The following is a 13,001-nucleotide window of genomic DNA, read 5'->3' on the forward strand; positions in this document are numbered from 1 at the left end:
GGCCCGTACACCCTCCCCTTCCGCAGAATGAGCCGCGCATGCCCCGCAAGATGTCGTCGTCAGGCCGCCGTCGAGCCCCCCGCAGCCGCAGTGTGCCCCGCGCCACCCGGCCGCAGGTCCTGACTCTGGCCGCCCTTCTCGTCGTCGCCTCGCTGGTCGCCGGGTTCCTGGCGCTGTCCGGCACGGACGGCAACAGCACCCCGGCCGCCGCGGCCGGCAAGAGACAGAAGAGCGCGCCGAAGGCCAGCCCGACCCCTGAGTGGGACGGCAGGACCAAGGTGCTCGGGGACGGCTCGACCTCCTACACCGGGCCGCAGAAGGGGCAGCTGAAGCCGGTGCCGCTCAAGCCCGGTGAGAAACCACCGCAGTTCGTGGTCTTCTCCTGGGACGGCGCGCTGGAGGGCAGCGACCACCTGTTCTCGCACTACCGGGAGCTGGCCAAGGAGTACGACGCCCACATGACCTTCTTCCTCACTGGCATCTACCTGCTGCCCAAGAGCAAGAAGTCGCTGTACCACGGTCCCATGCACTCCCCGGGCGACGCCGCCATCGACTACGCCACCGACGACCACATCCGCACCACGGTGGAGCAGCTCGGCAAGGCGTACGAGGACGGCAACGAGATCGGCACCCACTTCAACGGCCACTTCTGCGGGGCCAAGGGCGGCGGCGACTGGAGCGTTGAGGAGTGGAAGAGCGAGATCGACCAGTTCTACTCCTTCGTGGAGCACTGGAAGACCAACACCGGCTTCAAGGACCTCGCGCCGCTGCCCTTCGACTTCAGGAAGGAGGTCACCGGCGGCCGGGCGCCCTGCCTGGAGGGGCAGCCGAACCTGCTGAAGGCCATGAAGAGCTACGGCTGGCGCTACGACGCCAGTTCGCCGGGCGACTTCCAGATATGGCCGTCGAAGAAGAAGGGCATATGGGACTTCCCGCTGCAGATGCTGCCGTACGAGAGCGGCAAGTACCAGGGCCTGTCCATGGACTTCAACTTCCTGTACAACCAGTCCGAGGGTGAGACCCAGGGCGATCCGGCCAAGTTCCCCCAGTGGGAACAGCAGACCGTCGACTCCTACATGGCCGGCTTCAACCGGGTGTACTACGGCAGCCGGGCCCCGCTGTTCATCGGCAACCACTTCGAGAACTGGAACGGTGGCATCTACATGAAGTCCATCGACCAGGTGGTCAAGAACGTCTGCACCAAGAAGGGCGTCAAGTGCGTGTCCTTCAAGGAGCTGGCCGACTGGCTCGACGCGCAGAAGCCGCAGACCCTGGCCGCCCTGCGCAGCCTCGACCCGGCCCAGTCGCCGGACTGGTCGGCGGTCGTCAAGTGACGGGCGGGCGCGGGGGATTCCACTTGTGCAACCCCCTTCACAACCGACGCCCACGGCGTGCGAAGATGCCCCTCGCCCGGTAGGTGTACCGGCGTAGAGGGGAACATCATTGAAATCTAGAAGACTGAGCCGTGGGCGGCGCCGCACGGCCATAGTCACCGCCGCGGCCGCCTCGGTGGTCGCCGGCGTGGCACTGGTGCCCAACTGGAGCGCGGGTGCGGCGGTGACCGACGACCCGACGGTGGACGCGGCGACCAAGGCGACCTTCCAGCGGCTGGCCGACGCGGTCTTCACCGACCGCACGCAGGCCCTCGTGGAAGGCGCCGGGAAGGCGCAGACCCGGCACACGTCCGGCTTCTCCGGTTCCGTGCGCCTGTCCGGCGGGCAGACCCGCCAGGAGAAGTCCGCGCTCGACGAGCTGCGCGACCGCCGCGGCCGGCTGGCCCGGCTGGGCGAGACGTACCGCGCGGGCAGCACCAAGGTGACGCTCGACGCGACCCAGGTGAAGGGCCGGCACGCCAAGGTCGCCGTCACCGAGACCACGTCGCTGACCTACGACAAGGCCACCGTCAAGGGACCGAAGTCGACCGGCTTCCAGGCCCACCACGAGCTGACCTTCGAGGCCGACCGCAAGGGCACCTGGCGGCTCACCGGCATCCGGGACACCGACGACGGCTACCTGGCGGTGAACCAGGTCGCCAAGCCCGCCGTCACCTCGGTGAAGACCGCCACCGCGGACGACGGCCCGCCCTCCGCGGCGCGCGCCGCCACGACGTGGCCCGCACCGGTCAACCAGAAGAACTTCTCCGCGACCGGCTACGACTACAAGGCCATGGTCGCGTACGCGCAGAAGTACTGGAACAAGTACAACCCGGCCTACCCGGACTTCAACGGGCAGGGCGCCGGCGGCGACTGCACCAACTTCGTCAGCCAGGTCCTGAAGGCCGGCGGCTGGAAGCACGTGCCCGGCTACACGTACGACTGGAAGAAGTGGTTCGGCACCGCCGACATCCAGTCGGACTCGTTCGTCGGCGTCAACGAGTTCTCCTGGTTCGCCCTGTCCTCGAAGCGCGCCACCAGCCTCGCCAACGTCTACCAGATGGACATCGGCGACGTGCTGCAGATGGACTTCAACCGGGACGGGTCCAAGGACCACTCGATGATCGTCACGTACCGGGACAGCCGCGGCGTGCCCTACGTGAGCTACCACTCGACCAACACGTACAACCGGTCGGTGGCCAGCCTCGTCGCCTCGTACCCGAACGCGGCGTTCTACGCCTACAGGACCTGACCCGGTCCCGGCTGCCGCGGGCCCCGCTGCTCCCGCCCCTCCGGCCGCTCGTCCTGCGGACGCCGCTCCCGCGGCGTCAGCTGCTCGGGCCGCGCCCGCTGTTCCGGCGGAGGGGCGTCGGGGTGGCGGGCCCGCCAGTACGGGTTGTCGTGCGGCAGGTTGTGACCGACGCGGCCGTACATGCCGAACGTCATCAGCAGCAGGCCCACGATGAAGCTGAAGAACACGTTCTGGATCCTGAACGCCAGGAAGTTGCCGGTGGTGTCCAGCAGGCCGAGGAACAGGAAGCCGTTCAGCAGGAACAGCACGCCGAGGACCATGTTCAGGGTCGACGCGAAGTTCCCGCCGATCACCATGCCGACCAGCAGCACGGCGCCGATGCAGATCGACAGCACACTCAGCGCGCCGTTGGAGTTGAGCCCGGCGACCGTGTTGCCGCCGGTGTCGAAGAAGCCGATCTGGTTGAGCAGGCCGAGAATGCCGAAGGCGACCAGGAATCCGCCGATGAGGCCGGCACCGATCCGGTAGACCTGGTTGAGCCGGTGATCGACGGGCAGATGGTCGTCCAGCCGGGGCCGTCGCTCCTCGGCCTTCCTCGTGTGCACCGCGTGTGTGGCCATGTCCGCCTCCCTCGGGCGCTAGCGGAGGCCATCCGTCCTCTTAATATCCGCTGCCGCACAGCACCCGGCAACACGCACGTCAGTGCCCGGCGCCGCGCTCCTCGCGGATCTGCGCCACCACCCGCGCCACCGTCTGCCGCACCCCTTCGGTCTCGGTGAGGAAGTGCCAGTAGTCCGGGTGCCGCCCCTCCAGCGTGCCGACCGCCCGCTCCAGCCGGGCCACCGCGTCGTCCAGCGGCCGGGCGTGCCGCGGATCGGGGGTCGAACGGCCCGTCATCGCCAGCCGCTGGGCGTCCCGGATCGCGAACCGGGTCCGCTCGATCTCCGCCTGCGGGTCCTTCTGCACCGCGTTCAGCCTGCCCAGCCGGTCACCGGCGGCCGACACCGCCTCGTCGGTGGCGTTCAGCAGGGCCCGCACGGTCGCCAGCAGCGCGGTCGCGTCCGCCCAGCGCTGGGCCTCCCGCGCCGCCTGTGCCTCCCTGAGCTTCAGCTCGGCCTGCCGTACGTTCTCCGCGGCCTGGTCCGGCACGTGCTGGAGGTCCTGCCAGCAGGCGGCGGTGAAGCGGCGGCGCAGCTCGCTCAGCACCGGCTCCACCTGTCCGGCCCGGGTGGTCAGCGCCTCGGCCCTGGTGCGCAGGCTGACCAGCCGGTGGTCGATCTCGGCCGCCCGCTCCGGCAGCCGCTCCGCCTCCGCCCGTATCGCCCCGGCCTCCCGCTGCACCCGCTCGGCCCGCTCCAGCGTCGCCTGCACCCCGTGCCGCCCGGCGCCCTGGTTCAGCCTGGTCAGCTCCGGCGACAGGGCCGCCAGCCGCGCGGCCAGCTCGTCGGCCCGCAGCTCGCGCTCCCGTACGGTGTCCAGGGCGTTGCTCGCCGCCAGCAGCGACTGCCGGGCCCGCTCCACGGCGGGCGCCAGTCGGGCCAGCTGCGTCTCCGCCTTGCCCAGCAGCGGCTCCAGCGACCCGCCGAACCGGTCCAGCTCCTGCCGGACCCGGTCCAGCTCGTCCTTGGCCGCGGTCAGCTCGGCCCGCGCCCGCGCCGCCGCGCCGGCCTCCAGGTCGTCCCGGTCCAGGTCGTGGGCGTCCACGGCCTGGATGTAGCGCCGGCTGACCTCGTCGATCCTGAGCCCGAGCGCCTCGAAGTCGGACACGGCCCGCCGGGCGGCGGGGGAATCGTCCACCGCCGAGATGGTCTCCACCGAGATCCGCAGGTCCCGCTGCGCGGTGTCGAGTTCGTAGAACGCGGTCGCCGCCGCGTCCTTCGCGGCCTGCGCGTCGGCCCGGTGGCTCTCCGCCCGCCCGCCGAACCAGCGCCGGGTGCCGCCGCCGGCGAACGCGACGGGCAGCGCGAGCGCGGCCAGCACCGGCAGGCCGAGCAGCGTGAGGGCGTCCCGCAGCGGGGAGGGGCGGCGCCGGGCCCGTGCGGTGGACGGCGGCCGGTACGGCTGGCTGGCTGGCGTGCCCGGTGTCGCCGTCACATCCCTCTCCCGTGCTGTGGTTCGCGCTGGGTGGTGTCATTCTCCCACCCGTTGAAGACGAACACACGGGCCGGTCAGTTCGCCGTGCGCACCGTGACCTTCCCGTCCTGGGTGTGCGCCGACACGCGGTGCGGGCTGCTGTCGTCCCGGGGCACGGACACGGCGACCGACCCGTCGTCGGCCCCCGCCGACACCCGGTACGCGCCCCGGGGCAGGCGCACCGTCACCGGCCCGTCGTCGCTGCGGACGTCGACCAGGTCCGGCGGACCGGTCAGCTCGACGTCCACGGAGCCGTCGCCGGTGGCGGCCTTCACCCGGCGCGAGGAGACCACCGCGCGCACCGACCCGTCGTCGGCGCGCAGGTCCAGCGGGCCGCTGGTGTCGGTGACGCGCACGGCGCCGTCCTCGTTCACGACCCTGACGCCGACCCCGCGCGGCACCTCGATGCGGTGCCGGGCCGAGCAGTCGGCGATGAGCCCGGAGCAGTGCACCCGCAGCACGAGCCGGTCGCCGTCCATGGACCAGCGCACCCCGGGTTCGGAGCCGGCGACCACGGACCCCTCGAACCAGCGGGTCACCTCGACCGTGCCGGCCTTCCGCCCCCCTACGGCGACGATCTCCAGCGCCGAGTCGTCGGAGTCGACGGTGAGGGTGCGGCCGTGCAGCGCGAAGGACCGGTGATCGGGACGGGTGTCGTCGCCGGCGGAGGCGCCGCAGCCGGTGAGCACCGCGAGGAGCGCGCCGGCGAGCACGGCCGGCCGGGCGGCGCGGAACGAGAGCGAACGGACCATGTGATGTCTCCCCTTGAACCGGCTCCGCGGTGCGAACCGGTCTGACGCGGCGCCGCGGGATCCGGGGCCGGTGCTGCTTCGGTCTCCGCCGACGCTAGGGCCCGCGGGCCCGCGCCGGCGATCCGGCGGCCTCCCGGAGCGGGGGTGGGGTTAACCCCCTTGCCCCGGCCCGCTGTCCGGTTTGCAGGGCAGCCGCTCGGGCAATGTAGGCTGTCGACCTGTCCCGGGTGCGTAGCTCAGGGGTAGAGCGCCTGCCTTACAAGCAGGATGTCGGCGGTTCGAAACCGTCCGCGCCCACCGGTCCGGCCCCTCGGAGCAGTTGCCGAGGGGCCGTTTCCTTGCCCTATTCCTCCTCCGCCGTCCTCTCGTGGGCGTGCTTCAGCCGGGAGCGGGCGTCCATGCGGTCCGCCGCCGCGACCTCGGCCCAGAAGCGGTGCGTGCTGACGAAGACCGCGAGTTCGTGCTCGCGCCGCCGCAGCTTCTCCACCTCGGCCTGCTCGTCCTCCGTCCAGCCGGGGGACGCGGGCCGCTCCACCTTGCGCCAGCCGGTGTCGTCACTGAACCCGTCCATCGGCTCGACCGACCAGGGCAGCCGCTTGAGCAGGGCCGACAGCTCGGCCCGGACCTGATGCAGCTCCTCCTGACCGGCGAGGAGGTCACTGGGGAATTCATAGGTCGTAGCCACGCGGCAATGCTACGCCTGTTCGATTTACGGGGGCGAGGCCGTCCGTGGGGTCCGGGGGAAGGTTCAGCCGAACGGGTGGCGGGGCGGGGACGGCCGGGGGGCCGGGTCAGCGAGCGCCGTCCCGCAGCTCCCGGACCAGGCGGGCCGTCATCGGCACCGGCACCCCGTGCCGCTCGGCCGCGCGCAGCAACGCCCCGCCGATGGCGTCCAGCTCCAGCGGGCGGCCCGCCTCGGCGTCTCGCTGCATGGACGACCTGGCGGCGGGCGGGAAGGTGTCGTAGCGGGCCAGGGCCCGCTCCGGGTCGGCCGGGGCGCCGCAGGCACGGCTGACCGCGGCGGTCTCCGCGACCAGTGCCTCCAGCTCCTGCCGGTGACGGACGCGGGCCACGCCGAGCGGGACGCCGTACCGGGTGGTGAGCAGGGCGAACGGGGCGAGGAACGCCATCTTGGCCCACAGGGCCGCCGTCTCGTCCCCGGCCACGCGGGCGGTCGTACCGCAGTCGGTGAGGTGGGCGGCCAGCGCTTCCAGGCGGGTGCGGGGTACGGCGTCCCCGGCCAGGTCGATCTCCGTGAACGGGCTGCCGTGCTCGATCACGCCCGGGGCGGTCCGGGTGGACTCCACACGGATCACGGCCGGGGCGACCCGGTCGGGACGGTAGCGGGCGCGCAGGGCCCCGGGGTGTTCGACGCCGTTCAGCAGCGGCACGGCCAGGGCGTCGCCGAGGACGGCGGGCGAAACCCTGGTCAGGGCGGCGCCGAGCGCGGTGTGCTTCACGGTGATCAGGCAGGCGTCCACCGGCTCGCGCAGCTCGGTGTCCGCGTCGACGGCGGCCGTGAAGTCGCCGAACTGCGGGCTTCGGACCGTGATGCCGGTACGGCGCAGGGCCTCGGCCGTGGCCTCGCCGGCCAGGCAGATCACGCGGTGCCCGGAGCGGGACAGCAGGGCGGCGAGCAGTCCGCCGGTGCCGCCGGGGCCGAGGACGGCCACGGTGAGCGGTCGCGTCATGAACGTCATGGAATCGTCCCTCCGACGGTCGGCCCCGGGTGTCGGTGGCCGCCTTCGCGCGGATCATCGCAGGGCACGGCGGGGTGCGCGAGACTGGGCGCATGTGCCGGAGCATCAAGACGCTGCGTCCGCCCGTGCTGCCCGGTGAGGCCACGGACGAGGACATCCACGCGGCCGCGTTGCAGTACGTGCGGAAGATCTCGGGCTTCCGGGCCCCCGCCGCCCACAACCGCGAGGCCTTCGACAAGGCGGTGCGAGCGGTGGCGCGGGCCACGGCGGAGCTGCTCGGGGAGCTCGAGGTCCGCGGGCAGTCGGTGCGGCGAGAGGGGTAGCCCCCGGCGGGGCCGGCGGCGGTCGGCCGGCGGCCGTGGGGGAGCGGGGCCGGCGGGTCCGGGGCAGGCGCGGACCCGCCCGCAGGCGTGCCCGCGTGTGACCACTCTCACGGAGGCGCGGCCCCGGAACCCGGTCGAGGCGTCATCGCGCAGGGCCGCCGGCCGTACGCCGTGGACGGTTATGAGACAGGTGGGCTGGGCGTGGCGAGGACGGCCGTACGGCGTGACGGAACGTCAAAGAGGCGCAGGTGTACGCACGTTGACTTCCGGGAAGTTCGCGGGAGACGTGCGTCCGGTGACCGCGGCGGGCGTCCGGACCGGCGCCGGGCCGTGAGCGGGGACATCACCACCGTGGCCGAATGTTGAACTTGCAAGCATTGATTAGGTGCCCCTAACCTGGGTCTTCCGTTCGGTACCGCCGCCCCACGACCGGCCTTCTCCGTCCCCGGCCGGCCCGACCGTCACCGAAGAGGAGACCTCCCCATGTCCGCACGTCTCGATTCCGCTCGGCCCTATGTGATCGGGCTCTTCCGCATCGTCCTCGGCCTGCTCTTCGCGGCGCACGGCGCCGCATCCCTGTTCGGCGTCCTCGGCGGCGCCGCCGGCGGCGACGGCGGCACCATCGCGGCCGGCACCTGGCCCGGCTGGTACGCGGCCGTGATCCAGCTGGTCGCCGGCGGCCTGGTGCTGCTCGGCCTCGGCACCCGCGCCGCCGCGCTGATCGCCTCCGGCTCGATGGCGTACGCCTACTTCGACGTCCACCAGCAGGCCGCCCTGTGGCCCATACAGAACGGCGGCGAGCTGTCGGTCCTGTTCTGCTGGGCGTTCTTCCTGCTCGTCTTCACCGGCTCGGGCGCCTTCGGCCTGGACCGGCTCCTCGTCCGCCGCGCGCCGCAGGACGGCGAGCGGGCGCCGGAGCGGTCCCCGGTGGCCGCCTGACCACCGGGTCGGCGTGCCACGACGGCCCGGCCGGTGCGCCGTCCGACGGTGCGACCGGTGCCCTGTCCGGCGGCCGACCGGTGCCCTGTCCGGCGGGACCGGTTTACGCCCGTGACCGCCCCGTGAGCCCCCCGCGAACCTCCTGTCACACCCCCGGCGTACGCTGTATGGCTGTCTACGGGGGAGTGACGGGAGTCGTGGTGTTCGAGAGTGTGGGGTCGCTGGCGGCCGGGCCGTGGATCTATGCCGTGGTGGCCGTGTCGGTCCTGCTCGACGTGTTCCTGCCCGTCCTGCCCAGCGGCGTGCTCGTCATCACGGCCGGCACGGCGGCGGCGGCCGGCTCGGGCGCGGCCGGCCAGGTCCCGCACGAGGTGCCGGACATCCTGGCCCTGATCCTGTCCGCCGCGACCGCCTCCGTCCTCGGCGACCTGGTGGCGTACCGGCTGGCCTGGCGCGGCGGGGAGCGGCTGGACCGGGCGATAGCCCGCTCCCGGCGGCTGACCACCGCGCAGGAGCGCCTCGGTGACGCCCTGACCCGGGGCGGCGGCGCGCTGGTCGTCCTCGCCCGCTTCGCCCCGGCCGGCCGCTCGGTCGTCTCCTTCTGCGCCGGCGCCGCCCACCGCCGCGTCCGCGACTTCCTGCCCTGGTCCGCCCTGGCGGGCCTGTCCTGGGCCGCCTACAGCGTGGCCCTCGGCTACTACGGCGCCCAGTGGCTGGGCGCGACCTGGCTGGCCACGGGCGTCTCGGTGGCGGCCCTGTTCGGCGCGGGCGCGGCGGCGGCCTTCCTGATGCGCCGCCGCCCGGTTTCCTGAGCGCCCCGAGGGGCGCGGGCGGCGGCGGGGCTCAGCAGCCGGACAGGTAGTTCGTCAGCGCGCTCTTCTCGGCGGAGTCCACCGACAGGTCGTAGTAGTACTTCACCTGCACCCAGGCCCGCACGTACGTGCACAGGTACGCCGACCGGGACGGCACCCAGGTGGCCGGGTCCTGGTCGCCCTTGGCCTGGTTGACGTTGTCGGTGACGGCGATCAGCTGGGGCCGGGTCAGGTCGTTCGCGAACGCCTGCCGCTGCGCGGTCGTCCACTTGCTCGCGCCGGAGTCCCACGCCTCCGCCAGCGGCACGAGGTGGTCGATGTCGAGGTCGGAGGCGGCGGTCCAGGTGGCGCCGTCGTACGGGGAGTACCAGCTGCCGCTGGTCGCGGCACAGGAGGAGTCGGTCACGACGTTCGACCCGTCCCGCTTGAGGACCGTCTCGCGGGTGTTGCAGGCGCCGCTGATGGTGATCCAGTGCGGGAAGAGGTCGCGGCTGTAGCCGGTGCGGTTCTCGGTGGCCACGGTGAGCTGGGAGAGGTAGCTGCGGGCGGTGGCGCCGCTGACCGGGGTGGGGAGGGCCGCGGAGGCGTTCGGGGAGTTGAACAGGGCGACGGAGGCGATCAGACCGGTGAGGGCCGCGAGTATGCTCGTCCGTCGACGCGCGTAGAACCTGGGCATGCGTGAACTCCCTTGTGGGGTGGCGGTGTTGGAGCGCGAGCGAGGGAATGCTCGCGGGGCGGTGTTGCCGGGGGGTGAGCGCTCGGTAAGAAGCTAGTGACGTGCGCATGTCACGACAAGGTTGACGGCGGAACTTTCACATCCCTTACGATGGGGAGCGCAGAAGGGGAGTAGCTCTTCGCCGGACCGTCGACATACTGCTCAGCGAGCCTGAGCCGGCGCCCGGAGGCGGACCGCGTTCCAGCGGTCCCGCCAGCGAGACCTTCGGCAAGCAGTGCACGCCCGTGCCCCTTCGGCGCGGGCGCCGAGTGCGCTGCCGTGCCGAGGTGTCATCGCGTGACGTACCGCACTCTCGGCGGGGCAGCCCGACCGATTGAGGAACCTTGATCAGCATCACCGTGACGGCGCTCGTCTTCGGCGTCATCTTCCTCGCCGAACTGCCGGACAAGACCGCCCTCGCCGGTCTCGTCCTCGGCACCCGCTACCGCGCCTCGTACGTCTTCGCGGGCGTCGCCGCCGCCTTCCTGCTGCACGTCGTGCTCGCCGTCGCGGCCGGCAGCGTGCTGACCCTGCTGCCGCAGCAGATCGTGCACGCCGTCACCGGCGTCCTCTTCCTCGGCGGAGCCGCGATGCTCCTGCTGAAGAAGGGCGAGGAGGAGGAAGAGGTCAGGAAGCCCGCCGACCAGTCCTTCTGGAAGGTGGCGGGGACCGGCTTCACGCTCATCCTGGTCGCCGAGTTCGGTGATCTGACCCAGATCATGACCGCCAACCTGGCCGCCCGCTACGACGACCCGATTTCCGTCGGCCTCGGCGCGGTGCTGGGCCTGTGGGCCGTCGCCGGGCTCGGCATCGTCGGCGGGAAGGCGCTGATGAAGCGGGTGCCGCTGCGGCTGATCACGCAGATCGCGGCGCTGCTGATGCTGGCGCTCGGCGTGTGGAGCCTGTGGGAGGCCGTCAGCGGCTGACCGGCAGGGCTCCGCGCCGGGGCTGTGCGGTGGGACCGGGCTGAACAACGGGTGAATGCTCGCGGGGGCGGTGGCGGGATGCGGACGGGTTTTGTACCGTAGAGAAACAAAGTGGCTCCCGCCCGTTCACCCTGACCGGCGGGCGGGGCCGCCTTGTCCCGTCCGACGTCCCACCCGACGTCCCGCCCGACCCGGGGTCCTGTCCTCTGGAGCTGCCGATGCCGGCCACCGCCACGCCCGCCGTCCTCACCGCCCGCGCCCTCCTGCTCGACATGGACGGCACCCTCGTCAACTCGGACGCCGTGGTCGAGCGCATCTGGCGGCGCTGGGCCGAGCGGCACGGCCTGGACGGCGACGAGGTGATGAAGGTCGTGCACGGCAGGCAGGGCCACGCCTCCATGGCCGTCCTCCTCCCCGGCCGGCCGGTCGAGCAGAACCTCGCCGACAACGCCCGCATGCTCGCCGAGGAGACCGCCGACACCGACGGTGTGATCGAGATCCCCGGCGCGCGTGCCTTCCTCTCCGCGCTGGAGGGGCTGCCGCACGCCCTGGTGACCTCCGCCGACGTCGCCCTGTCCACCGCCCGCATGAACGCCGCCGGGCTGCCCCTGCCGGCCGTGCGCGTCACCGCGGAGTCGGTCGGCGCGAGCAAGCCGGACCCCGAGGGCTTCCTGAAGGGCGCCGCCGAACTGGGCGTCGACCCGGCCGACTGCGTCGTCTTCGAGGACTCCGGGGCGGGGATCGCGGCGGGGCGCTCCGCGGGGATGCGGGTCGTCGGGGTCGGGCCGCGCGCGGTGTTCCACGAGCCGGACGTCGCGGTGCGGGACCTCACCCAGGTGCGGGTCGAGGCGGTGGCCGGCGGGGGCGTCCGACTGCACATCGGCTGACGGCCGGCTGCCGGCCCCGGACGCGCGGGGCCGCGCGACGGAGCCGCACGCCGAGTCCGCCCGGGCTCCTTCGGGGCGCTCCCTCACCCGCTCGGGGCGCTGCGGCCGGGCCACGTCCGCCGGGGCGCCCCGTCCTCCGTCGGGGCCCCGTGGCCGGGCCGTCTCCGTCCCTCCGAGCGGCCACGCACCCCGTCGGCGGCGCTACGGCTGCGTCGTTTCCGACTCCAGGCTTCTGCGGGTCGCCGGGCCGTACGTGCCCAGGGTGTCGTCCGTGATGCCCCGGGCCAGCTGGTAGTTGCGCACCGCGTCCTCGACCGCGCGGGTGAAGGTGCCGTTGATCTGGTCCCCGTAGAGGTTCAGCCGGCGCAGGCGCTGCTGGAGCTCGGTGACCTCCGGGCCCGTGTCACCGCGGCGCAGGACCGGTGCCGCGGTGGGCGTGGTGCGCGGAGTGCCCGAAGGCGTCGGGGACGGGGTCGGCGAGGCGGCGGCGCTGGAGGCGCTCGCGGAGGGTGTCGCGGACGCGGAGGGCGAGGCGGAGCCCCGCGACGGGCTCGGGTCGGCCGTCGCCGAGGGGGAGGGCAGGGGTGGGCGGGGTGTCACCGGGGGTGCCGGGGCCGCCGCCGAGGACGGTGCCCGCGTCGTCGCCTCCGGGATGCTCGCCCTGACCTCCTGAGCCACCCTGCCCCGGGCCGGTGCCTGGTACGAGAACAGCGCGAAACCGGCGACCGCGACGACGGCCGCCCCCGCGCCCCCGGCGGCCAGCAGCACCGTGCGGCGCGGGCGGCGCCGGGGCCGTCCGGGCCCGGTCCCGGCCGCGTCCGGCTCCGCCGCCGGACCGGGCGGCGCGGGCGTCCGCAGGGGCGGCGGCGCGGTCCCGGCGGCTGGTGCGGGCGGTGGCTCGTCCTGGGCCGGCCGCATCTCCACGTACGGCCGTATCCGCAGCGGGTCGAAGTCCTCCGCCGCCGCGGCCTCCGCCGTGCGGGTCTCGCGCAGGGCCTCGGCCGCGCGGGCCGTGCAGTCGCACGACGGCGTGTTGTCCGGCCCCCTCGGCGTCCCGCACCGCGGGCACGTGGTGCCCCGCTCTCCCGTCACGCGTGTGCCCCTCCCCTCGGGAACTCCAGAGATTATGCGGATTTTCTCCGCAGCCGCAGCACTCGGCGGGCCATAAGTGGTGACACCGATCACCATG

At 73.2% G+C, this 13,001-nt stretch carries 14 protein-coding genes and 1 tRNA gene; 8 read left to right on the plus strand and 7 right to left on the minus strand.

From position 1 onward, the window contains the following. The first annotated feature begins 38 nt into the window (after positions 1-38). Together LG395_RS27545 and LG395_RS27550 are read left to right on the plus strand one after the other, a co-directional pair. Positions 39-1,334, plus strand: coding sequence for a polysaccharide deacetylase family protein (locus tag LG395_RS27545; protein ID WP_225811574.1), 1,296 nt, complete (start codon positions 39-41; stop codon positions 1,332-1,334). Between the two features lie 187 nt (positions 1,335-1,521). Beyond that, positions 1,522-2,625, plus strand: a complete 1,104-nt coding sequence (locus tag LG395_RS27550) for an amidase domain-containing protein (protein WP_171156733.1) — start codon at positions 1,522-1,524, stop codon at positions 2,623-2,625. Here LG395_RS27550 and LG395_RS27555 read toward each other — a convergent pair. From LG395_RS27555 to LG395_RS27565, 3 genes are all read right to left on the minus strand, one after another. Further along, positions 2,613-3,245: a DUF4383 domain-containing protein gene (locus LG395_RS27555; protein ID WP_225811575.1), complete on the minus strand. Its 633-nt coding sequence runs from the start codon at positions 3,243-3,245 to the stop codon at positions 2,613-2,615. The genes LG395_RS27550 and LG395_RS27555 overlap by 13 nt on opposite strands. Positions 3,246-3,324: 79 nt before the next feature. Further along, entirely contained in the window at positions 3,325-4,719 is a 1,395-nt protein-coding gene (locus tag LG395_RS27560; RefSeq protein WP_225811576.1) for a coiled-coil domain-containing protein, read from the minus strand. Positions 4,720-4,793: 74 nt separating this feature from the next. Further along, a complete protein-coding gene (locus LG395_RS27565; protein ID WP_225811577.1) occupies positions 4,794-5,510 on the minus strand; it encodes a DUF4097 family beta strand repeat-containing protein in 717 nt (238 codons plus the stop codon). A 225-nt stretch (positions 5,511-5,735) separates the two neighbouring features. On the opposite strand from LG395_RS27565, the gene LG395_RS27570 reads away from it, so the two are divergent. Then, a tRNA-Val gene (locus LG395_RS27570) sits at positions 5,736-5,807 on the plus strand. A 46-nt stretch (positions 5,808-5,853) separates the two neighbouring features. Here LG395_RS27570 and LG395_RS27575 read toward each other — a convergent pair. Beyond that, positions 5,854-6,195, minus strand: a complete 342-nt coding sequence (locus LG395_RS27575) for a DUF8825 domain-containing protein (protein ID WP_225811578.1) — start codon at positions 6,193-6,195, stop codon at positions 5,854-5,856. 106 nt (positions 6,196-6,301) lie between these two features. After that, on the minus strand, positions 6,302-7,201 hold the full coding sequence (locus tag LG395_RS27580) for a ketopantoate reductase family protein (protein WP_225811579.1): 900 nt from the start codon (positions 7,199-7,201) through the stop codon (positions 6,302-6,304). Between the two features lie 101 nt (positions 7,202-7,302). On the opposite strand from LG395_RS27580, the gene LG395_RS27585 reads away from it, so the two are divergent. From LG395_RS27585 to LG395_RS27595, 3 genes are all read left to right on the plus strand, one after another. Continuing rightward, positions 7,303-7,533: a DUF2277 domain-containing protein gene (locus tag LG395_RS27585; protein ID WP_171156743.1), complete on the plus strand. Its 231-nt coding sequence runs from the start codon at positions 7,303-7,305 to the stop codon at positions 7,531-7,533. Between the two features lie 483 nt (positions 7,534-8,016). Then, a complete protein-coding gene (locus LG395_RS27590; protein ID WP_171156745.1) occupies positions 8,017-8,472 on the plus strand; it encodes a DoxX family protein in 456 nt (151 codons plus the stop codon). 200 nt (positions 8,473-8,672) lie between these two features. Next, complete coding sequence (locus LG395_RS27595; RefSeq protein WP_171160044.1) at positions 8,673-9,284, plus strand: DedA family protein; 612 nt, start codon at positions 8,673-8,675, stop codon at positions 9,282-9,284. A 31-nt stretch (positions 9,285-9,315) separates the two neighbouring features. Here the strand turns inward: LG395_RS27595 and LG395_RS27600 are convergent, their stop codons facing one another. Beyond that, a complete protein-coding gene (locus LG395_RS27600; protein ID WP_171156747.1) occupies positions 9,316-9,960 on the minus strand; it encodes an HNH endonuclease family protein in 645 nt (214 codons plus the stop codon). Positions 9,961-10,343: 383 nt separating this feature from the next. On the opposite strand from LG395_RS27600, the gene LG395_RS27605 reads away from it, so the two are divergent. Both LG395_RS27605 and LG395_RS27610 read left to right on the plus strand, forming a co-directional pair. Continuing rightward, entirely contained in the window at positions 10,344-10,925 is a 582-nt protein-coding gene (locus LG395_RS27605; protein ID WP_171156749.1) for a TMEM165/GDT1 family protein, read from the plus strand. A gap of 218 nt (positions 10,926-11,143) precedes the next feature. Continuing rightward, the gene (locus tag LG395_RS27610; protein WP_225811580.1) at positions 11,144-11,812 is read left to right on the plus strand and encodes an HAD family hydrolase; all 669 of its coding nucleotides are present in this window, start codon (positions 11,144-11,146) and stop codon (positions 11,810-11,812) included. A gap of 201 nt (positions 11,813-12,013) precedes the next feature. On the opposite strand, the gene LG395_RS27615 is transcribed toward LG395_RS27610, so the two are convergent. After that, a complete protein-coding gene (locus LG395_RS27615) occupies positions 12,014-12,904 on the minus strand; it encodes a peptidoglycan-binding domain-containing protein (RefSeq protein WP_225811581.1) in 891 nt (296 codons plus the stop codon). Positions 12,905-13,001 lie beyond the last annotated feature (97 nt).

The sequence above is a fragment of the Streptomyces spinosus genome, from assembly GCF_020400655.1.
GTDB classification, from domain to species: Bacteria; Actinomycetota; Actinomycetes; order Streptomycetales; family Streptomycetaceae; genus Streptomyces; species Streptomyces argyrophylli.